The sequence below is a fragment of the Pseudomonas sp. GW822-FHT02E03 genome, assembly GCF_058802325.1.
Genome location: NZ_JBXAOA010000004.1, coordinates 95214 through 116943, shown reverse-complemented (window position 1 = coordinate 116943; position 21730 = coordinate 95214). Strand labels below are relative to the sequence as shown.

17 protein-coding genes are annotated in these 21730 nt (G+C 58.4%); 3 read left to right on the top strand and 14 right to left on the bottom strand.

What is annotated here, in order from left to right:
* The first annotated feature begins 18 nt into the window (after positions 1–18).
* On the top strand, positions 19–918 hold the full coding sequence (locus AC1RQB_RS04785; RefSeq protein ID WP_063341570.1) for a hypothetical protein: 900 nt from the start codon (positions 19–21) through the stop codon (positions 916–918).
* Positions 919–969: 51 nt separating this feature from the next.
* On the opposite strand, the gene AC1RQB_RS04780 is transcribed toward AC1RQB_RS04785, so the two are convergent.
* From AC1RQB_RS04780 to AC1RQB_RS04760, 5 genes are all read right to left on the bottom strand, one after another.
* Positions 970–2133 carry a type III PLP-dependent enzyme gene (locus AC1RQB_RS04780; RefSeq protein ID WP_052965627.1) on the bottom strand — a complete coding sequence of 388 codons (1164 nt, stop codon included), beginning with the start codon at positions 2131–2133 and terminating at the stop codon, positions 970–972.
* A gap of 466 nt (positions 2134–2599) precedes the next feature.
* A complete protein-coding gene (locus AC1RQB_RS04775; RefSeq protein ID WP_063341569.1) occupies positions 2600–3757 on the bottom strand; it encodes an osmoprotectant ABC transporter ATP-binding protein OsmV in 1158 nt (385 codons plus the stop codon).
* Complete coding sequence (locus tag AC1RQB_RS04770; protein WP_063341568.1) at positions 3754–4407, bottom strand: ABC transporter permease; 654 nt, start codon at positions 4405–4407, stop codon at positions 3754–3756. The genes AC1RQB_RS04775 and AC1RQB_RS04770 overlap by 4 nt, the downstream gene beginning before the upstream one ends.
* 12 nt (positions 4408–4419) lie before the next feature.
* The gene (locus tag AC1RQB_RS04765; RefSeq protein ID WP_063341567.1) at positions 4420–5313 is read right to left on the bottom strand and encodes a glycine betaine ABC transporter substrate-binding protein; all 894 of its coding nucleotides are present in this window, start codon (positions 5311–5313) and stop codon (positions 4420–4422) included.
* A 20-nt stretch (positions 5314–5333) separates the two neighbouring features.
* Positions 5334–6050 (bottom strand): ABC transporter permease, encoded by a 717-nt coding sequence (locus AC1RQB_RS04760; RefSeq protein ID WP_007900385.1) that lies wholly within the window; start codon positions 6048–6050, stop codon positions 5334–5336.
* Between the two features lie 502 nt (positions 6051–6552).
* Here AC1RQB_RS04760 and AC1RQB_RS04755 point away from each other — a divergent pair.
* On the top strand, positions 6553–8136 hold the full coding sequence (locus tag AC1RQB_RS04755) for a peptide chain release factor 3 (RefSeq protein ID WP_007900384.1): 1584 nt from the start codon (positions 6553–6555) through the stop codon (positions 8134–8136).
* A 351-nt stretch (positions 8137–8487) separates the two neighbouring features.
* The gene (locus AC1RQB_RS04750) at positions 8488–8703 is read left to right on the top strand and encodes a hypothetical protein (RefSeq protein ID WP_063341566.1); all 216 of its coding nucleotides are present in this window, start codon (positions 8488–8490) and stop codon (positions 8701–8703) included.
* A gap of 169 nt (positions 8704–8872) precedes the next feature.
* Here AC1RQB_RS04750 and AC1RQB_RS04745 read toward each other — a convergent pair whose 3' ends face one another.
* The 9 genes from AC1RQB_RS04745 to AC1RQB_RS04705 form a co-directional block, all read right to left on the bottom strand.
* On the bottom strand, positions 8873–9853 hold the full coding sequence (locus tag AC1RQB_RS04745) for a peptide ABC transporter ATP-binding protein (protein ID WP_063341565.1): 981 nt from the start codon (positions 9851–9853) through the stop codon (positions 8873–8875).
* Entirely contained in the window at positions 9853–10821 is a 969-nt protein-coding gene (locus tag AC1RQB_RS04740; protein ID WP_008067269.1) for an ABC transporter ATP-binding protein, read from the bottom strand. The genes AC1RQB_RS04745 and AC1RQB_RS04740 overlap by 1 nt, the downstream gene beginning before the upstream one ends.
* Before the next feature lie 10 nt (positions 10822–10831).
* Positions 10832–11743, bottom strand: a complete 912-nt coding sequence (locus AC1RQB_RS04735; protein ID WP_008067271.1) for an ABC transporter permease subunit — start codon at positions 11741–11743, stop codon at positions 10832–10834.
* A 10-nt stretch (positions 11744–11753) separates the two neighbouring features.
* Positions 11754–12764: an ABC transporter permease subunit gene (locus AC1RQB_RS04730; RefSeq protein ID WP_063341564.1), complete on the bottom strand. Its 1011-nt coding sequence runs from the start codon at positions 12762–12764 to the stop codon at positions 11754–11756.
* A 73-nt stretch (positions 12765–12837) separates the two neighbouring features.
* Positions 12838–14433, bottom strand: a complete 1596-nt coding sequence (locus tag AC1RQB_RS04725; RefSeq protein ID WP_063341563.1) for an ABC transporter substrate-binding protein — start codon at positions 14431–14433, stop codon at positions 12838–12840.
* A gap of 74 nt (positions 14434–14507) precedes the next feature.
* Positions 14508–15941, bottom strand: coding sequence for an OprD family porin (locus tag AC1RQB_RS04720; protein WP_063341562.1), 1434 nt, complete (start codon positions 15939–15941; stop codon positions 14508–14510).
* A gap of 172 nt (positions 15942–16113) precedes the next feature.
* Positions 16114–17715: an ABC transporter substrate-binding protein gene (locus tag AC1RQB_RS04715; RefSeq protein ID WP_063341561.1), complete on the bottom strand. Its 1602-nt coding sequence runs from the start codon at positions 17713–17715 to the stop codon at positions 16114–16116.
* Between the two features lie 297 nt (positions 17716–18012).
* Entirely contained in the window at positions 18013–19638 is a 1626-nt protein-coding gene (locus tag AC1RQB_RS04710) for an ABC transporter substrate-binding protein (RefSeq protein WP_008067278.1), read from the bottom strand.
* 258 nt (positions 19639–19896) lie between these two features.
* On the bottom strand, positions 19897–21516 hold the full coding sequence (locus AC1RQB_RS04705; RefSeq protein WP_063341560.1) for an ABC transporter substrate-binding protein: 1620 nt from the start codon (positions 21514–21516) through the stop codon (positions 19897–19899).
* Between the last annotated feature and the right edge of the window lie 214 nt (positions 21517–21730).

The window sequence follows — 21730 nt, the reverse complement described above, 5'->3', positions numbered from 1 at the left end:
CATGATGAGGGAATACAAATGCTTGATTATCTACTGGCAGAAAAGAACTTTGTTTCACTGAAGCAGTACGTTGATCTGTTAAATGATCTACCGGATGTTCTGGCGAAAATAGAAAACTTTTCCGACGCCTTCAAGCGGTCGGGACATTCCATGTTGCAGCCACCCAATGCTCAGGCATTGATACGGTCGGCACGAGCTAACGCGGCCAACTGGCAGCTGATCCTTTGTACTATGCCTCAGTTGGGCGAACTCACGGCTCGGGTCGCCATGGATATCGACAGTTTCAGTCAAGAGTTTCGTCAGATGGCCGAGGACAGTGCCAAGCGGAAGTTACCACTCTCGGCCGTAGACCCTGGGCAGTTCAGCGTGGTCAAGTCGTCTGAATGGGGTGGAGCGCCCCCTGCCGATCTGATCGATGTGATGCGTGAACTTTGGTCCCGTCTTGAACGTTGCAAGCAAACCGTGGCCCAGTTCAAATCGACGATACGCAACGTCGGTGAAACGGTTCACGGCATTTTTGTTCGGTTCATTGAGTCACTCAGTCTACCGATATGCGTATGCCACGGCGTGAACACCAAGATCGAAGTCTATTACGGCCTGGGCCGGATCGGCCTTCCAAACATGCAGTACGATCCTGATGAGCACTATTCAGAGCAACAGCGGCTGGAGATGGCAAGGGATCATTTCGCACGCTTGGTCGGTCTTTATCGGGGAACGGGAGGGGCGGTCAACAATCTGAGCGACTTCTGTTATCGGCTGACGTATATCCTGGATGAAGCCGGGAGGGAGCTTGCAACCAGTCATCCTGCGCAAACTGTGTCACGTGCCAAGTACTCGTTGAGTCTGGTCGACCATTCAATTCTGGAAGTGAAGTCGATGTCTGAACAGCTGATTCAAATGTCGAAACAACAAAAGTAAAAAAAAAAGCCCATGACTCGTCATGGGCTTTTGGCTTTACGGGTGCAGCACTTACACGTAAAACGACTTCAGCGGCGGGAAGCCATTGAACTCAACCGCGCTGTAGCTGGTGGTGTAAGCACCGGTCGACAACCAGTACAAACGATCACCGATCGCCAGGTTCAACGGCAAGCCGTACTTGTAGTTTTCGTACATGATGTCGGCGCTGTCGCAGGTTGGACCGGCGATGACCACTTCTTCCATCTCGCCTTTCTTCTCGGTCCAGATCGGGAACTTGATGGCTTCGTCCATGGTTTCGATCAGGCCAGAGAATTTGCCCACATCCGTGTACACCCAACGCTCGACGGCGGTACGGGATTTACGCGCCACCAGCACTACTTCACTGACCAGAATGCCGGCGTTGGCGATCAGCGAACGGCCCGGCTCCAGGATGATTTCCGGCAGCTCGTCGCCGAAGTCTTCCTTGAGGAAGCGGATGATTTCTTCAGCGTAGGTTTCCAGGCTGTTGGTGCGGGTGATGTAGTTGGCCGGGAAGCCGCCGCCCATGTTGATCAGCTTCAGGTGGATACCGTCTTCTTCTTTCAGGCGTTCGAAGATCACTTTGACCTTGGCGATCGCCGCGTCCCAGACGCTGATGTCGCGCTGCTGCGAGCCGACGTGGAACGAGATGCCGTACGGCACCAGGCCCAGGTCGCGAGCGAGGATCAGCAGGTCCATGGCCATGTCGGTCTGGCAGCCGAATTTGCGCGACAGTGGCCAGTCAGCGGTGGTCGAGCCTTCAGTCAGGATGCGCACGTAGACTTTCGAGCCTGGAGCTGCCTTGGCGATGTTGCGCAGGTCAGCTTCGGAGTCGGTGGCGTACAGACGCACGCCCTTCTCGTAGAAGTAGCGAATGTCTTTGGATTTCTTGATGGTGTTGCCGTAGCTGATGCGATCCGGGCCGACGCCCTGGTTCATCACTTTGTCGAGCTCGTAGATCGAGGCGATGTCGAAGTTCGAGCCTTTTTCTTTGAGCAGGTCGATGATTTCAACGGCCGGGTTGGCCTTGACTGCGTAGTAGACCTTGGCGAATTCGAAACCGGCGCGCAGGTCGTCGTAGGCCTGGCTGATCATCGCGGTGTCGATCACCACGAACGGGGTTTCTTGTTTGTCGGCGAACGCCTTCATTTTCTGGAAGGTATCGCGCGCGAAATAGTCTTCGACGTTGATCGACATGCTGGGAACTCCTACTGGCAAACTGAAATTATCAATGGGTGCAAATGAACGCCCTCCGTATCCCCACTTTGGTTCGCCTACTTCCCAAGGCATGTCGCCGAAAGCAAAAAGGCCATGGGAGGCGGTGCTTTCCCTTGGCCTTGCTGTCTCGTCGTCAGTACTTGAGCCGGATGGATCGTTTCCAGCATGGACGTTCGGCGCGAACTTTAGGGCGTGAGGAGCTCGAGATCAACAAAAAATGTCGCGTTTTTGCACGCTTCCGTCGTGCGGTCCCGGACAGCTACTGATGTAACCGACCTGCATGACAGTGTGATGTTCCCGTAAGAGGGATATTTGAGGTGGTTCAGAAGAGATTTGTGTTGCCCCCAATCGCGGGCAAGCCCGCTCCCACAGTGATTTCTGTCGTACGCAAATTCTGTGTACACCAAGCATCCTGTGGGAGCGGGCTTGCCCGCGATGGCGTCGGTCAGGCCACTGCGGCCTCGGCAGGCGAAACAATACTGGTCTTGCCCCCACGAGACTTGCCGGAGCTCAAGTACTCGGCAATCGATTCCTGAGTCACTTCCCCCAGGAACACCCGCTCGGCATCCATCACCGGCAGCCACGAGCGGTTGAACTCGTACATGCGCGACAGCAGGATACGTAAATGCTCGTCGTACGCCGCGGTGGCGTTGAACTCACGCAGGTATTGCGCGCAAGTGCCGGTCTGACGGTGCAGGTCGCGACGGCGCACGTAGCCCAAGGCCTTGTTCTCGGCACAGGTCACCACCACGTAGCGACGGTCCAGTTCGTCCATCAATTCCAGCGCTTCGGCCACTGGCGTTTCCGGGCTCACCGAAGGCGCGTTGTCCGCCGCGTCTTCGGCTTTCACCAGCAACAGACGCTTAAGGGTGCTGTCCTGGCCGACGAAGTTGCTGACAAAGTCGTCCGCCGGGTGCGCGAGCAGCGTATCCGGGTGATCGATTTGCAGCAGTTTGCCCGCGCGGAAAATCGCGATCTTGTCGCCGAGCTTGATCGCTTCGTCAATGTCGTGGCTGACCATGATCACGGTCTTGTTCAGTGCCCGTTGCATCTCGAAGAACTCGTTCTGAATCATCTCGCGGTTGATCGGGTCGACCGCGCCGAACGGTTCGTCCATCAACAACAGCGGCGCATCTGCCGCCAGCGCGCGAATCACGCCGATCCGCTGCTGCTGGCCACCGGACAACTCACGCGGGTAACGATTCAGGTACTGCTTGGGTTCGAGCTTGATCATGCTCATCAACTCGCGGGCGCGGTCGTGGCATTTCTGTTTGTCCCAGCCGAGCAAGCGCGGAACGATGGTGATGTTTTCCTCGATGGTCATGTTCGGGAACAGACCGATCTGCTGGATCACATAACCGATGTTACGACGCAGGGTCACTTCGTCGAGGTCGGTGGTGTCTTCGCCGTTGATCAGGATCTTGCCCGAGGTTGGCTTGATCAGGCGGTTGATCATCTTCAGCGTGGTGCTTTTGCCGCAGCCCGATGGCCCGAGGAACACACAGATTTCGCCTTCATTGACGGTCAGGCTTACCGAGTCCACGGCTTTCACATCTTTGCCGTTGCTTTGGAAGGTCTTGCTGAGGTTTTGAAGTTCGATCATTTCAGGAGTCCTTTTGGAGTCAGCGTGCGTTGCAGCCATTGCAGAAGCAGGTCGGCGAAGATGGCCAGGAGACTGACCAGCACGGCGCCGACGATCAGCATCGACATGTCGCTGCGGCTGATGGAAGCGAGAATGAGTACACCCAGGCCACCGGCGCCGATGGTCGCGGCGATGGTCATCACACCGATGTTCATCACCACGGCGGTGCGCACGCCGGCGAGGATCACCGGCACGGCAATCGGCAATTCGACCATGCGCAGGCGCTGGCCGAAGGTCATGCCAATACCGCGCGCTGCTTCGCGAATGCCGGGTTCGACGCCGGTCAGCGCCAAATAGGTGTTACGCATGATCGGCAGCAGGGAGTACAGAAACACGGCGGTGATCGCCGGCATCGGGCCGAGGCCTTGGCCGAATTTCGAATAGAACGGCAGCAGCAGGCCGAACAGCGCAATCGATGGCACGGTCAGCAACACCGTAGCGCTGGCTTGCAACGGGCCGGCCAGTGTCGGGAAGCGGGTCATCAGGATGCCCAACGGCACGCCGACCACAATCGCCAGGGTCACGGCGATGCCGACCAGAGTGATGTGCTGCCAGGTCAGGTGCAAAACCTGCGGCCAATCGAGATGGGAAAAGGCGTTCAAGAATTCCATGGCTTTTCCTCCTCAGTGGATGGGGTGCTGGCGCAGGAAATCTGCAGCAACGGATGAAGGACTTTCGTGATCGACATCGACCCGTGCATTGAGCTGACGCATGGTGGCGTCGTCGAACAGTTCGGCCAGCGGCTTGAGCTCTTCGGCGAGCTTCGGGTGGGCGTCGAGGTAAACCTGACGCACCACCGGCGCGGCGGTGTAGTCCGGGAAGTAATGCTTGTCGTCTTCCAGCAACTTGAGCTTGAAGGCGTTCAAGCGACCGTCGGTGGTGTAGACCAGACCGGCAAACACCTGACCATTGCGCAGGGCGGTGTAGACCAAACCAGCATCCATCTGCCGGATGTTTTTGCGGGTAAGGTTCATGCCGTAGAGGTCGACCAAGCCGTCCAGACCGTCGGAACGATTGGCGAACTCGGTGTCCAGGGCGACGAGGTGATGGGTCTTCGCCTCAGCCTGCAGCACTGTGTTCAGCTCGCTGATGGTGTTGATCTGCGGATACGCTTTTGCGGTGTTTTCCGGCAGTGCCAGGGCGTAGGTGTTGCTGAACTTCGACGGGGTGAGCCAGACCAGGCCTTTTTTCGCGTCGAGTTCTTTCACCCGGGCGTAGGAATGAGCGCTGTCGAGCTTGTCTGTGACGTGGTTGTAAGCCACCAGCGACACGCCGGTGTATTCCCACATCAAATCCAGCTGACCACTTTCGTGGGCGCTGCGGGCCAGGTTGCTGCCCAGACCGCCGGTCACCTGGGTGTCGTAACCCTTGGCACGCAGGTATTGGGAAGTGATTTCCGCCAGCAGGGTTTGTTCGGTGAACACCCGGGCGCCGATGCGGATCACGGGTTTTTCAGCGGCTTGGGCAAATCCTGCGAACAGCAGGGCGCAGCCTAGTATTAAGCTTACTTTCTTCATGTTGATTCCTTTGCCGAGGCTTAAGACGGGCGCAAGCCGCGTTCGAGCCAGAGGCGGCTGGCGAGTGTCACCAGTCCGTCGAGCAGCAAGGCCAGCAGGGCGGTGCAGGCCGCGCCGAGCAGCAGTTGCGGCTGATTGTTCAGGGCGATGCCGGGGAAAATCAGGCTGCCCAGGCTGTTGGCGCCAATCAGGAACGCCAGCGGTGCCGTACCGACGTTGATCGCCAGCGCTACGCGCACACCACCGATGATGATCGGCACGGCGTTCGGCAGTTCGACCCGCCATAGCACCTGAGTCGGTGTCATGCCGATGCCGACGGCCGCTTCCTTCAGCGAACCCTGGACGTTTTTCAGGCCTTCATAGGTGTTGCGCACAATCGGCAACAGTGAGGCGAGGAACAAGGCGAAGATCGCAGGGCCGCTGCCGATGCCGAGGATACCCAGGGCGATGGCCAGTACGGCGAGAGGCGGCACGGTGTTGCCGATGTTGAAGATCTGCATGAAGCGTTCGGCGCGGCCAACCATGGTCGGGCGGCTGAGGAAGATACCGGCGGGTATGCCCACTACAAGGGCGGCCAGCATGGAAACGAGGACGAGAATCAGATGAGCTTGCAGGTAAAACAACAAATCGTCGCGGTACTGTTCGATCGTGTTGATGCCAATCCAGTGGACCAGCAGGGCCAGAAGTGCGACGACAACCGCACCTCCTATCAGCCCTTTGCCATAGCGAATAGCCACAGGCGGACTCCTTTTTTCAGTCGGCGAACGCAGTCCCGTGTGGCAATGCCATTCCTGGCTGCCGGGAAAACAACGTTCGCGAGAAGCAGCTCTTCATGCTGATAAAACCGCATGAAATCGAGCCATAAGCGCAGCCTCGTCAGGCCAACTTGCTGATTTTTCAGCCCCTGGTACGAGTGCCGTAACAGGGGAGTGGACGTCTTCACCTTTTAAAAGGTTCCATAATTAGCAGCAGTTAGCTACCACGCATCTTGTTTGGCCCGTGTAGCAGCTGCCGAGCCTGCGAGGCTGCGTTCGGTGCGGGCCGCGTTCGGACGAAGCCGTCGTAGAGTCGGCACGCTCGGTCTGCCTGATACACCGCAGCGTCTGGTTTTACGACGGCTTCGCCGCCGAACGCAGCCTCGCGGGCTCGGCAGCTGCTACAGGGCGAACGGTGGTCCGTCAGGCTCGGTTTGCGCTATACTCGCCGCCCTTTTTTGAATCACCTGCCAGGCGATTTCCCATGACCAAACAGGCCGCCGAAGTCGCGAAACGCCGCACTTTCGCCATTATTTCCCACCCCGATGCCGGTAAAACCACCATCACCGAGAAGCTCTTGCTGATGGGCAAGGCGATTGCGATTGCGGGCACGGTGAAATCTCGAAAATCCGACCGCCATGCCACCTCCGACTGGATGGAAATGGAAAAGCAGCGTGGTATCTCGATTACCACGTCGGTCATGCAGTTCCCGTATCGCGATCACATGATCAACCTGCTCGACACCCCGGGCCACGAAGACTTCTCCGAAGACACCTACCGCACCCTGACAGCGGTGGACTCGGCATTGATGGTCCTCGACGGCGGTAAGGGTGTAGAGCCACGCACCATCGCCCTGATGGACGTCTGCCGTCTGCGTGATACGCCGATCGTCAGCTTCATCAACAAACTCGACCGTGACATTCGCGACCCGATTGAACTGCTCGACGAAATCGAAGCGGTCCTGAAGATCAAGGCGGCGCCGATCACCTGGCCGATCGGCTGCTACCGCGACTTCAAGGGCGTCTACCACCTCGCCGACGACTACATCATCGTTTACACCGCTGGCCACGGCCACGAGCGCACCGATGTGAAAATCATCGAGAAACTCGACTCCGATGAAGCCCGCGCGCACTTGGGCGACGAGTACGACCGCTTCGTCGATCAGCTGGAACTGGTGCAGGGCGCCTGCCACGAATTCAATCAACAGGAATTCCTCGACGGCCAACTGACGCCGGTATTCTTCGGTACTGCATTGGGCAACTTCGGTGTCGATCACGTGCTCGACGCCGTGGTCAACTGGGCACCGAAACCGCTGGCCCGTGTCGCCAACGAACGCACCGTGGAACCGGTTGAAGAGAAATTCGCCGGCTTCGTGTTCAAGATCCAGGCGAACATGGACCCAAAACACCGTGACCGTATCGCCTTCATGCGGATCTGCTCCGGCAAATACGAAAAAGGCATGAAAATGCGCCACGTGCGCACCGGCAAAGACGTGCGGATCGGCGACGCGCTGACGTTCTTCTCCTCCGAGCGTGAGCAGCTGGAAGAAGCGTTTGCCGGCGACATCATCGGTTTGCACAACCACGGCACCATCCAGATCGGCGACACCTTCACCGAAGGCGAAGTCCTGGGCTTCACCGGCATCCCGCACTTCGCCCCGGAACTGTTCCGCCGCGTGCGTCTGCGTGATCCGCTGAAATCCAAGCAACTGCGTCAGGGCTTGCAGCAACTGGCCGAAGAAGGCGCCACTCAGGTGTTCTTCCCCGAGCGCAGCAACGACATCATCCTGGGTGCCGTCGGTGTGCTGCAGTTCGACGTGGTCGCCAGCCGTTTGAAAGAGGAATACAAGGTCGAGTGCTCGTACGAGCCGATCACTGTTTATTCCGCGCGCTGGATTGATTGCGACGATAAGAAGAAGTTCGAGGAATTCCGGGTCAAGGCTGTGGAAAACCTTGCGGTCGATGGTGGTGGTCACCTGACCTACCTGGCTCCGACGCGGGTTAACCTGGCGCTGATGGAAGAGCGCTGGCCGGATGTGAAATTCCGTGCGACGCGTGAGCATCATTAAGCGCTGAGCCGTAACACCAAAGCCCCGATGCGTAAGCCTCGGGGCTTTTTTGTGCCGCCTCGGTCAACTGTGGAAGCGGCGGTGCGGCGATCCAACTTGCTCGCGAAAGCGGCCCTTCATTCAACATTGATGTCGACTGACCCGACGCTTTCGCGAGCAAGCCCGCTCCCACATTGGATCATTGTTGTTAGTGGGTTTGGATATAACCCCTATTCCAAACCAATCTCCCCGCCAACGGCATTTTCTGCTACCCGGTAGCGTGCTGTCTGGAGAACCCGGTCAATCGGAACTAAATTTCATTCAGTACCTTTCAGGCATCCATGCGTCACCCCACAAAGGATGGAATCGACTATGAGTATTTATCAACGAATTGTGTTGTTGCTTAAGGTTTTGGTGATGCTGTCCCTCGGCACGTCGGCGGTGGCGTGGGCAGAGTGTGAGGACCATGAAAAACAGGCCTTGAACGGGCAAGGCGTGCACAGCGAGCAGATGATCGCTGCGACCGAATCAGGCGATGATGATCCAGACGCCGATGAAGATGAGGAAGAGGAAGACACGCAAACGTAAATGACGGACCAAAGAAAACCCCTCCTGCCGGACTGATGCGCAGTTTGGCGGAAGGGGTCTGGTCAACTCAGTCCCTATGGGAGCGGGCTTGCTCGCGAAAGCAATCTGTCAGTCAACGGTGATGGTGACTGACACGACGCCTTCGCGAGCAAGCCCGCTCCCACGGTTTTTACACCGCGCCGTCGAGAAATTGCTCGGCGTAGTGACAAGCCACCTGACGGGTGTCGACCAGGCGCAGGAGCGGTTCTTCTGTGGTGCAGCGGTCGGTGGCATACGGGCAGCGCTTGTGGAAGGCGCAGCCGGACGGCGGGTTCAGCGGGTTTGGCAGTTCGCCGACGATCTTGATTTTCGGCTTGGTCGGGTCCGGGTGGATGGTCGGAGTGGCCGACAACAGCGCCTGGGTGTAGGGGTGCAGAGGGCGAGTGTAGATGTCCTCTTTCGGGCCCATTTCCACCGGACGGCCGAGGTACATCACCATCACGTGATCGGCGACGTGGCGCACCACCGCCAGGTTGTGGGAGATGAACACGTAAGCGGTGTTGAACTCTTGCTGTAAATCCATGAACAGGTTCAGTACCTGCGCCTGAATCGATACGTCCAGCGCCGAGGTCGGTTCGTCCGCCACCAGCACTTTGGGTTGCAGCATCATCGCGCGGGCCAGGGCAATCCGCTGGCGCTGACCGCCGGAGAACATGTGCGGGTAGCGCTGGTAATGCTCAGGCCGCAAGCCCACCTGTTTCATCATCGCCTGGACTTTCTCGCGACGTTCCGAGGCGCTCAGGTTGGTGTTGATCAGCAGCGGTTCGGCGAGCTGATCACCGACTTTCTGTCGTGGGTTCAGCGACGCGTACGGGCTCTGGAACACCATCTGCACATCTTTGCGCAGCTGCTTGCGCTGAGCCTTGTCGGCACCAGCGACTTCCTGCCCGGCGATTTTCAAGGAACCGGAGGACGGTTCTTCGATCAGCGTCAGGGCCCGGGCCAAGGTGGATTTGCCACAACCCGATTCGCCCACAACGGCGAGGGTCTTGCCGGCTTCCAGTTCGAACGACACACCGTTGAGGGCGCGCACGGTCGCATGACCCTTGAACAGGCCTCGGGACACTTCGTAGTGACGGGTCAGGTTGCGGGCGGTAAGTACGACGGCCATTACGCCACCTCCTGATTCAGCGGGTAGAAGCAGCGGGCGAGGCTGTTGCTTTTCGGGTCAAGGGCCGGACGCTGAGTGCGGCAGTTGTCCTGCACGTATGGGCAGCGCGGCGACAACAGGCAGCCTTGCGGACGGTCGTAACGACCGGGAACGATGCCCGGCAATGTCGACAGGCGCGCGGCGCCCAGGCTGTGTTCCGGAATGGCCTTGAGCAGCGCTTCGCTGTACGGGTGCGCCGGGATGTCGAACAGTTGTGGCACCTGACCGACTTCAACCGCTTGGCCGGCGTACATCACGCACACGCGCTGGGCGGTTTCGGCCACGACCGCGAGGTCGTGGGTGATCAGCACCAGGCCCATGTTCTGCTCTTTTTGCAGGGCCAGCAGCAGGTCCATGATCTGCGCTTGAATCGTTACGTCCAGCGCGGTGGTCGGTTCGTCGGCGATCAGCAGTTTCGGTTCGCCGGCAATTGCCATGGCGATTGCAACACGCTGGCTCATGCCGCCGGACAGTTGATGCGGATAGGCGTCCATACGGCTGGCGGCGCCCGGGATTTCCACTTTTTCCAGCAGTTCGATGGCACGCTTGCGGGCGTCCTTGCGGGACATTTTCAGGTGCAGGCGCAGCACTTCCTCGATCTGGAAACCGACGGTGTAGCTCGGGTTCAGCGCGGTCATCGGGTCCTGGAAAACCATGGCCAGGTCTTTGCCGACGATTTGCCGCCGCTGACGGTTGCTGAGCTTGAGCATGTTCTTGCCGTCGAAATTCAAGGCATCGGCAGTGACGATCCCCGGATGCTCGATCAGGCCCATCAGCGCCATCATGGTCACGGACTTGCCGGAACCCGATTCGCCAACGATGGCCAGCACTTCGCCCTTGTCCACGGTAATGTCGAGACCGTCGACCACCGGAACGGCGTTGGCGTCGCCGAAGCGAACGTTGAGATTCTTGATTTCTAACAGTGACATTTGAATCTCCTCAGGCGGCGTTCTTGAGTTTCGGGTCCAGCGCATCGCGCAGGCCGTCGCCCATCAAGTTGATTGCCAGCACGCTGAGCAAAATGGTCAAACCAGGCAAGCTCACCACCCACCAGGCACGTTCGATGTAGTCACGAGCCGAAGCCAGCATGGTGCCCCACTCAGGCGTTGGCGGTTGTACGCCAAGGCCGAGGAAGCCCAGTGCCGCGGCATCGAGAATTGCCGAAGAAAAACTCAAGGTGGCCTGCACGATCAGTGGCGCCATGCAGTTGGGCAGCACGGTGACGAACATCAGGCGTGGCAGGCCGGCACCGGCCAGGCGCGCGGCGGTCACGTAGTCGCGGTTCAATTCGCCCATCACCGCGGCGCGGGTCAGACGAACATAGGACGGCAACGAAACCACGGCGATGGCAATAATGGTGTTGATCAGGCCAGGGCCGAGGATGGCGACAATCGCCACGGCCAGCAGCAGGGACGGCAGGGCCAGCATGATGTCCATCAGACGCATGATGGTCGGGCCGAGCACGCGCGGGAAGAACCCGGCGAACAGACCCAACAGGATGCCCGGAATCAGCGACATCACCACCGACGACAAGCCGATCAGCAAGGACAGGCGCGAACCGTTGATCAGCCGCGACAGCAGGTCGCGACCCAGTTCATCGGTGCCGAGCAGGAACTGGATTTGCCCGCCTTCCAGCCAGGACGGCGGGGTCAGCAGGAAGTCGCGGTATTGCTCGCTTGGGTCATGCGGTGCAACCCACGGCGCGAAGATCGCGCAGAAAATCACCAGCAGCATGAACATCAGGCCAGCGACGGCGCCTTTGTTCCTGGAGAACGCGTGCCAGAATTCTTTATACGGGGACGGATACAGCAGGCTTTGATCGACTGCTACCGGTGTAGTGAGAGTGGTCATGGTCTTGATCTCAGCGCTGATGACGGATGCGTGGGTTGGCAAAGCCGTAGAGGATGTCCACCACGAAGTTGACCAGGATCACCAGGCAGGCGATTAACAGGATGCCGTTCTGCACCACGGGATAGTCCCGTGCGCCAATGGCTTCGATCAGCCATTTGCCGATGCCGGGCCAGGAGAAAATGGTTTCGGTCAGGACCGCACCGGCCAGCAGCGTGCCGACTTGCAGGCCGACCACGGTCAGTACCGGAATCAGTGCGTTACGCAGGCCGTGAACGAACACCACGCGCGATGGCGACAGGCCTTTGGCGCGGGCGGTACGGATGTAGTCTTCACGCAGCACTTCGAGCATCGACGAACGGGTCATCCGCGCGATCACCGCCAGCGGGATGGTGCCGAGCACGATGGCCGGCAGGATCAGGTGATGCAGGGCATCGAAGAACGCCCCGACGTCGTCGGCCAGCAGCGTATCGATCAGCATGAAGCCGGTGCGCGGCTCGATGTCGTAGAGCAGGTCGATCCGCCCGGACACCGGGGTCCAGCCCAGGCTCACCGAGAAGAACATGATCAGGATCAGGCCCCACCAGAAGATCGGCATCGAGTATCCCGCCAGGGAGACGCCCATCACCCCGTGGTCGAACAGGGATCCTCGCTTGAGTGCCGCGATCACCCCGGCCAGAAGGCCCAGGATGCCGGCGAATAACAGGGCGGCCATGGACAGTTCCAGGGTCGCGGGGAATAGAGAGCTGAACTCGGTCCAGACGCTTTCACGGGTACGCAAGGATTCGCCGAGATCGCCGTGGGCCAACTTGCCGATGTAATCCAGGTATTGGGCATACAGGGGTTTGTTCAGACCTAGGCGTTCCATTGCCTGAGCATGCATTTCGGGGTCGACCCGACGTTCGCCCATCATTACTTCCACGGGGTCGCCTGGAATCATGCGAATCAACGCGAAAGTCAGCAAGGTGATGCCGAAGAACGTGGGGATCAATAACCCCAATCGGCGGGCAATAAAACTAAACATCTTGTGTGGTACCTCATCAGCCGGTTAGGCGTGCCCGGCAGCGCTGGGGTCAGCGATGCCGGGCGTTTCTTATCTACTTCACCTGGGTGGTGGCGAAGTTATTAGTGGTGAGGGGGCTAATGTGATAGCCCTCTACGTTGGTGCGCATTGCAGTGAACATACGGGTGTGCGCCATGCTGATCCACGGCTGGTCCTGATTGAAAATGGCCTGGGCTTGTTCGTAGAGCGCCGTGCGTTCGTCCGGGTTCACTTTAGCCCGTGCTTCGTCGATCAGCGCCTGGAACTTTTCATTGCACCAACGAGCGTAGTTTTCGCCGTTCTTGGCCGCTTCGCAACTGAGCATCGGCGTCAGGAAATTATCCGGGTCACCGTTATCGCCAGCCCAGCCGGCGGACACCATGTCGTGCTCGCCGTTTTTCGCGCGCTTGAGCATTTCGCCCCATTCCATGACCCGAATATCGACCTTGATCCCGACTTTGGCCAGATCGGCCTGCATCATCTGCGCACCGAGCATCGGGTTCGGGTTGGTCGGGCCGCCGCCGTTACGGGTGAACAGGGTAAACGTGGTGCCTTCCGGTACGCCGGCTTCCTTGAGCAAGGCGCGAGCCTTGTCCAGATCACGCGGCGGGTTGGTCAGTGTGTGGTTGTAGCCCAGCAGGGTGTCCGGGTACGGGTTGACCGCCACGGTCGCATTGCCTTTGCCAAACAGCGCGTTGACGTACGCCGCCTTGTCGAAGGCGATGTCGATGGCTTTACGCACGCGCACATCGCTGATGTACGGGCGGGCGGTGTTCATGGCGACATAGGACACGGTCATCGCGTTCAGCTCATCAACCTTCAGGTTGGTGTCTTTCTTGATGCTCGGGATGTCATCCGGTTTTGGATACAGCGCGATCTGGCACTCGTTGGCCTTGAGCTTTTGCAGGCGCACGTTGTTGTCGGTGGCAATTGCCAGGACCAGCGCTTCAGCCGGTGGCTTGCCACGGAAGTAGTCCGGGTTGGCCTTGAAGCGAACCTGAGCATCCTTGGCGTAACGCTGGAAGACGAACGGGCCGGTGCCGATCGGCTTGTTGTTCAGGTCGCCGGCCTTGTTGGCCTTGAGCAACTGATCGGCGTACTCGGCGGAGTAGATCGAGGAGAAGGCCATGGCGATGTCGGCCAGGAACGGCGCTTCACGGCGGGTCAGGGTGAATTTGACCGTGTTGTCGTCGACTTTCTCGACGCTTTTGAGCAGCTCTTTGAAGCCCATGCTTTCAAAGTATGGGAAGCCCACGCTCGACAGTTTGTGCCATGGGTGTTTCGGGTCCAGCTGACGCTGGAAGCTCCAGACCACGTCGTCGGCATTCATGTCGCGGGTCGGCTTGAAGTAATCGGTGGTGTGAAACTTGACGCCTTTGCGCAGGTGGAACGTGTAGGTCAGACCGTCGTCGCTGATGTCCCACGACTCGGCCAGTGCCGGGATCACTTCAGTGGTGCCGGGCTTGAAGTCCGCCAGACGATTGAAGATGGTTTCGGCCACCGCATCGGCTGTGACTGCAGTCGTGTACTGGACCATGTCGAAGCCTTCCGGACTGGCTTCGGTACAGACCACCAAGGGTTTGGCCGAGGCGCCGACGGCGACACTCAGCAACGCGGCAGCCATGGCCGCTCGTAGGGGAAGCATTTTCATCTAGAGCCCTCTGCAATCGGTGAACAGAAAAACCAGACGGCCGACTCATCATGAGTCAGCCGCCGGCATGGGGTTTACAAAATGTTGAACGGGATGGTGGTCACGAGACGGAACTCGTTGATGCTGCCATCCCCCTGGTTTTCGCTGGCGCGGTGAGCGGTGTAGGTCGCGCGGATGGCGGTAGCCTTGAGCGGGCCGCTCTGAATGGCGTACGAAGCACCGATCCCGTATTCGTAATGGTGTTCGCCGTCCTGAGACTGGATACCGTCGTAACCCTTGCCTGCTACGCCTTCGTTACCGGTGTAGTGAGTGCCGTCGATGCCCCAGCCGCGAGCCTGATAGATGTTGAACTTCAGGCCAGGTACGCCGTATTCAGCCATGTTCAGACCGTAGGCAATCTGGAAGGACTTCTCGTTCGGGCCGTTGAAGTCCGACAGCAGGGAGTTGGCCAGGTAGATGCCGTTGGTTTCGTGCAGGTAATCGAAGTACTCGTTACCGTTAATTTCCTGATAGGAGAAGGTCAGGCTGTGAGCCTGGTGGGTCAGGCCGAACGACAGGGAGTAGGTGTCGTTATCGATCTTGCCGATAAGGGCTTTACCTTCTTCCTGGGTTTTGTAGTAGTTCAGGCCGGTGGTCAGGCTCAGGATCGAGCTGTCGCCCAGCACATGGGTGGCGCCGAAGTAGTACTGGTTCCACAGGTCTTCAGCCTGGGTGCCCCACAGACTGGTGGTCAGGCTGGCAAATGGCGTGTAAGTGATACCGGCCGTGTGGACGTGATCGGTTTCAACGATGCCGTTGGCGTATTCGGTGCGGAACTTGCGCTGGCTTTGTTCGGTTCGTGGCGAGTTGCGATCGAACGTGCCGATGTCGAAGCTCAGGTTTTCCAGCTCTTCGCTGTGCAGGCTCACACCCTGGAAGCTCGAAGGCAACGCACGGTTACCGATGACATCGACCATCGGGCTGCTGAAGTTCTGGCGGCCGGCAGTGAGGGTGGTGTTGGACACGCGGGCCTTGACGTTGGCCAGGCCCAGCTTGCTCCACTGGCCGACGGCGTCGCCACCTTCCTCGGTCAGGGTGCGGTTGTTGCCCGCGCCAGAACGGGTACCCGGTGCGCCACCATTATTGGACGCCAGATCCTTGCGATCACGATCCAGAGCAATAGCGTTGTAGGCCGCCACTTCGGTGCTGAAACCTACGGTGCCTTCGGTGAAACCGGAGTTGTACTTGAGGATAGTGCCCTGAACCCAGTTGATACGACGGTCAGTCGGGGTCGACACACCGTTTTTCTTGTAGCTGAACGTGGCGCCGCGCTTCAGTTGCTCATTGGCGTACCAGTTACGCGTGCTGCCAGTGATCGATTGGCCTTCGACAAAGCCTGTGGCTTCACTCTGGGCACTTTTCTCTTTAACGGTAACCGGCGTGAACGCCTGGCTTTGGGATTCTGCGTACGCCGTGGCGGTCACGCTGCTGATGGCCAAGGCCAATAACGCGGTGCTGCTCAGTTTCATGGGTGAAGCTCCTTACTTTCTTTTTTTTTAATGCCGGTCTTTTTCGGTGATCCGGCTATTTGGTTTAGAACTCATGCAGGCATCGCAAACGTTTGCTATAGGCCGGATTGGCGAATTACGGCAATACGCTGGCGTGAGGGCGTAATCCGCCCCCAGCGTTCTGGCTAATCGGTTATTGGTCGATACTGACGCCCGAGAACACGTTACGACCGAAAGGACTCACCTTGAATCCTTCGACTTTGGCGCTCAACGGCTGGTTGACCGTCGAGTGGGCGACCGGCGTGATGGGCACCTGCTGCTTGAGGTACTGCTGCGCCTGTTTGTAGAGCACCGTGCGCTGGTCACGGTCTGTGACGACTTTGGCCTGCTTGATCAGCTTGTCGTAAGCCGGATCACACCACATGGAGTAGTTGTTGCCGCCAATGGCATCGCAGCTGTACAGCGTGCCAAGCCAGTTGTCCGGATCGCCATTGTCACCGGTCCAGCCGATCAGGCTGATGTCGTGCTCGCCGTTCTTGGTGCGCTTGATGTACTCGCCCCATTCGTAGCTGACGATCTTGACCTTGAGGCCGATCTTCGCCCAATCCGCCTGGAGCATTTCGGCCATCAACTTGGCGTTGGGGTTGTACGGACGCTGAACCGGCATGGCCCAGAGAGTGATTTCGGTGCCTTCCTTGACGCCGGCGGCCTTGAGCAATTCCTTGGCCTTTTCCGGGTTGTAGGCGGCGTCTTTAATCGTTTCGTCGTAGGACCACTGGGTCGGTGGCATGGCGTTTTGCGCCAGTTGACCGGCGCCTTGATAGACGGCGTTGAGAATGCCTTGTTTGTTCACCGCCATGTCCAGCGCCTGGCGTACTTCGAGCTGATCGAAGGGTTTGTGCCGCACGTTATAGGCGATGTAACCAAGGTTGAACCCGGGCTTTTCGATCAATTGCAGTTTCGGATCGTTTTTCAGCGCGGTCACGTCGGCGGGGCGTGGGTGCAGGGTGATCTGGCATTCGTTGGCCTTGAGCTTTTGCACGCGCACCGAGGCGTCGGTGTTGATGGCGAAAATCAGGTTGTCGAGCTTGACCCGGCTCGGATCCCAGTACTGCTTGTTGCCGCTGTAACGGATGTTGGAATCTTTCTGGTAGCTCTTGAACACGAACGGGCCAGTGCCGATCGGCTTTTGGTTGATGTCGCTCGGCTTGCCGGAGGCCAGCAACTGATCGGCGTACTCGGCGGACAGGATCGCGGCGAAGCTCATGGCGATGTTCTGGATGAACGCGGCGTCGACACTGTTGAGCGTCATCACCACGGTCAGCGGCCCGGTCTTCTCGACCTTGGCGATGTTCTTGTTCAGGCTCATCCCGTTGAAATACGGGAACTCGGTTGGATAAGCCTTTCGGAAAGGTTGCTGCGGATCGAGCATGCGATTGAAGGTAAAAAGCACGTCATCGGCGTTGAAATCGCGGGTCGGCGTGAAGTACTTGGTGGTATGAAATTTCACCCCTTCGCGCAGGTGAAAAGTGTACTTGAGGCCGTCCTCGGAAATATCCCAGCTCGTTGCCAGGCCCGGTACGACGTTGGTGGCGCCTTTTTCAAACTCTGCCAATCGGTTGTACAGCGGCTCGGCGGCGTCGTTATCGGTCGCCGTGGTGTATTGCGCGGTGTCGAAACCCGCCGGGCTGCCTTCGGAGCAGAACACCAGGCTGTTATTGGCGGCCTGGCTAACGGAAGTGACGGCCAGCAGGCCGGTGCCCAGCAATGCGGATAAAACCAAGGTATGGCGCATGACGCTCCCTCTTTTTGTAGTGTTTATTCAATGCGCCACGACCCCGTCATGGGGGGGCTGCATTGAGCTCAAACCAATACGGGCAGCAAACCGATAGCCACGCAATCGCTGGTCAGATCCCGACGGTAGGTGCCGTGGGTCTGGCAGTAAATGCGCTGAGTCCTAAAGACTCGTAGGAAAAGGCAACGCGTCCTAACCCCTGGCTGCGTCAGACAGCGGATTAGGATGTAGGCAAATTCCTATCTTTTCGGCAGAAAAAAGCAGCGGCGTCGCTGAAAACGTCGCCGCTGCCTTTTCTTATTTGCTGACGCTGACGCCGTAGAAGGAGTTCAAGCCAAACGGGCTGATCTTGAAGTCCTGCACGTTGTCGCGCATGGGTTGGAACACCGTCGAGTGAGCGATAGGTGTCATTGGAACAGCATCTTTGAGGACGTGTTGCGCCTGTTTGTACAGTTCGGTGCGCTTGGCTTGATCGGTGGTGCGCTTGGCTTCCTTGACGATGCCGTCGAACTTCTTGTCGCACCACTTGGAGAAGTTGTTGCCTTGCAGCGAATCGCAGCCGAACAGCACGTTCAGCCAGTTGTCCGGGTCACCGTTGTCGCCGCTCCAGCCAATCAGCATCGCGCCGTTTTCGCCGCCTTTGGAGCGCTTGATGTACTCGCCCCATTCGTAGGTGACGATCTTGGCCTTGATACCGATCTTGGCCCAGTCGGACTGGAGCATTTCGGCCATCAGCTTGGCGTTGGGGTTATAGGGACGTTGCACCGGCATCGCCCACAGGTTGATCTCGGTGCCTTCCTTGATGCCGGCTTCCTTGAGCAGCTCTTTGGCTTTCTCAGGGTTGTATGGCGCGTCCTTGATGGTGGTGTCATAAGACCATTGGGTGGGTGGCATGGCGTTGACGGCCAGTTGGCCGGCGCCCTGGTAAACCGAATCGATGATCTGCTGCTTGTTGACGGCCATGTCCAGTGCCTGACGCACTTTCAACTGAGCCATCGGGTTTGGCTGATCGCTGCCCTTGATCTTGTCCATCACGTTGTAGGCGATGTAACCCAGGTTGAAACCGGCCTGGTCAGGCACCTTCAGGGTTTTATCTTCCTTCAACGCCTTCAGATCGGCCGGACGAGGGAACAGGGTGATCTGACACTCGTTCTTTTTCAGCTTCTGGATGCGTACCGACGGGTCGGTGGTGATGGCGAAGATCAGGTTGTCGATCTTCACGTCGTCAGGCTTCCAGTAGTCCTTGTTCCCGGTGTAGCGGATGTTGGAGTCTTTCTGGTAGCTCTTGAACACGAACGGGCCAGTACCGACCGGCTTCTGGTTGATGTCGGCGGCTTTGCCTTCCTTGAGCAGCTGGGCAGCGTACTCGGCGGACTGGACCGAGGCGAAACTCATGGCCATGTTCTGAATGAACGCGGCATCAACTTCTTTGAGCGTGAACTTGACGGTGTGGTCGTCGACTTTATCGATCTTGGTGATGTTGGTATCCATCCCCATGTCGGTGAAGTACGGGAATTCAGTCGGGTACGCCTTACGGAACGGATCATCCTTGTTAATCATGCGATTAAAGGTGAACAGCACGTCGTCGGCGTTGAACTCACGAGTTGGCTTGAAGTACGGGGTGGTGTGGAACTTGACGCCTTCGCGCAGGTGGAAGGTGTAAGTCAGGCCGTCATCGGAAATGTCCCACTTGGTCGCCAGGCCAGGAATAACGGCGGTGCCGCCGCGCTCGAACTGGGTCAGGCGGTTGAACATGGTTTCTGCAGAGGCGTCGAAGTCGGTTCCGGTGGTGTACTGACCAGGATCGAAACCGGCCGGGCTCCCTTCGGAGCAAAACACCAGGTTAGTCGCCGCTTGGGCGAAAGGTGCGCTGGCTAATAAGCTTGCGCCGACTAAAAACGGAATGACCGCGTGTTTAAGCATGGTGGCCTCATGATTTGTTGTCATTTTTGGAATTAGAGGACGACCTCGTGAGTCGACCTGCGGATACTTATGCAGGGGCCATACCCAATGCAAGATCCTGAATGGCTCCAAACCTTAAACAGTGGCACGAACGTACCTTAATGTCGCATATGTATAAATTCCCGCACATTTGACCGTTTGCGCAGGTTTTTTACGGTGCAAAACGCGCACCGACAAGGGGCAACCGGGGCGTCTGGTGCACCCGGTTGGCGCCTGGTGTTACTTATTTATACTCACGCCATAGAAGGGTGTAAGGCCGAAAGGGCTGATCTTGAAGTCGGTGACTTCCTTGCGCAGTGGCTGGAACACGGTCGAGTTGGCAACAGGTGTGATAGGTACTTGTTGCTTAAGGATTTGCTGTGCCTGTTGGTACAGTTTGACCCGCTGCTGTTTGTCAGTGGACACCTTCGCTTGCTGCACCAGCTTGTCGTAGGCCGGGTCGCACCATTTGGCGTAATTGCTACCTTTCACCGCAGCGCAGCTGTAGAGCACGCCGAGCCAGTTGTCCGGGTCCCCGTTGTCGCCGGTCCAGCCGTAGATCATCGCGTCGTGCTCGCCGTTCTTGGCGCGCTTGATGTACTCACCCCATTCATAGCTGACGATGTTGGCCTTGATCCCGACTTTCTCCCAATCCTGCTGGATCATCTGCGCCGACATCCGCGCATTCGGGTTGGAGGCACGCTGCACCGTCATGGCCCACAAATTAATAGTCGTACCGGGCGCAACCCCTGCTTCTTTTAGTAGCGCGCGGGCTTTGGTCGGGTCGTGCGGTGCATCCTTGATGGTCGGGTCATAGGACCATTGCGCCGGGGGCAGGGCGTTCTGCGCCAGCTGCCCGGCACTCTGGTAGACCGCCTTGATGATCGCCGGTTTATCGATAGCCATGTCCAGGGCCTGACGGACCTTGAGCTGGTCCAGCGGCGGATGGGTTACGTTGTAGGCGAGGAAACCGAGGTTGAAACCGGCCTGTTTGAGCACGGTCAGGTTCGGGTCTTTCTCTATGACTTCGATGTCTGCCGGGCGCGGGTAGCCGCTGACCTGACACTCGCCGGCCTTGAGCTTCTGCAAGCGCACGGCGGCATCGGGTGTGATCGAGAAAATCAGGTTATCGAGTTTCACGTCCTCGGGCTTCCAGTAGGCCTTGTTGGCGGCGTAGCGGATCTGCGAGTCCTTTTGATAGCGCTTGAACACGAACGGGCCGGTGCCGACCGGTTTCTGGTTGAGGTCGGCGGCTTTGCCTTCCTTTAACAGTTGGGCGGCGTATTCGGCGGACTGCACCGAGGCGAAGCTCATGGCGAGGTTCTGCACGAATGCGGCGTCGATGTTGTTCAGGCTGAAGCGCACGGTGTGGTCGTCGATCTTGTCGATGCTTTTGATCGTGGTGTTCAGGCCCATGTCGGTGAAGTACGGCGACTCGGCCGGGTAGGCTTTACGGAACGCATTCTGCGGGTCGAGCAGGCGCTGGAAGGTGAACAGGACGTCATCGGCGTTGAAGTCGCGGGTCGGGGTGAAGTAGTCGGTGGTGTGGAATTTCACGCCGTCGCGCAGGTGGAAGGTGTAGCTGAGGCCGTCCTGGGAGACATCCCAATTTGTCGCCAGGCCGGGTTCGACTTCGGTGCCGCCGCGTTTGAATTGGGTGAGGCGGTTGAAGACGGTTTCGGCTGATGCGTCGAAGTCGGTGCCGCTGGTGTATTGGCTGGGGTCGAAACCGGCGGGGCTGGCTTCTGAGCAGTAGACCAGGGTGGTGGCGGCTTGGGCGGCTTGGGCGGTTTGTGCGAGTGATGCGGTTGTAGCGAGGGCGAGAGCAAGCAGAAGTGGTTTGACGGTGGTTCTTTCCATGGAGTCCCCGTGGGTTTGGCGGCGATGTTTTCCTGAGGGTAGCGTTGTTGGTGAGATTGGCGGAAATATCCGTTTGTAAGGGGAACCCCTCTATCTCGGCATATTCAAGCTGGTTGTTGGCTTGGCGGCCTGCTCTGCATTCCATTTTTTTGTTGAACGATGTGTAAGAAACACAGAGCTTTCCCACGCATTTTTCAGGTTGCCGGGTAGGAAG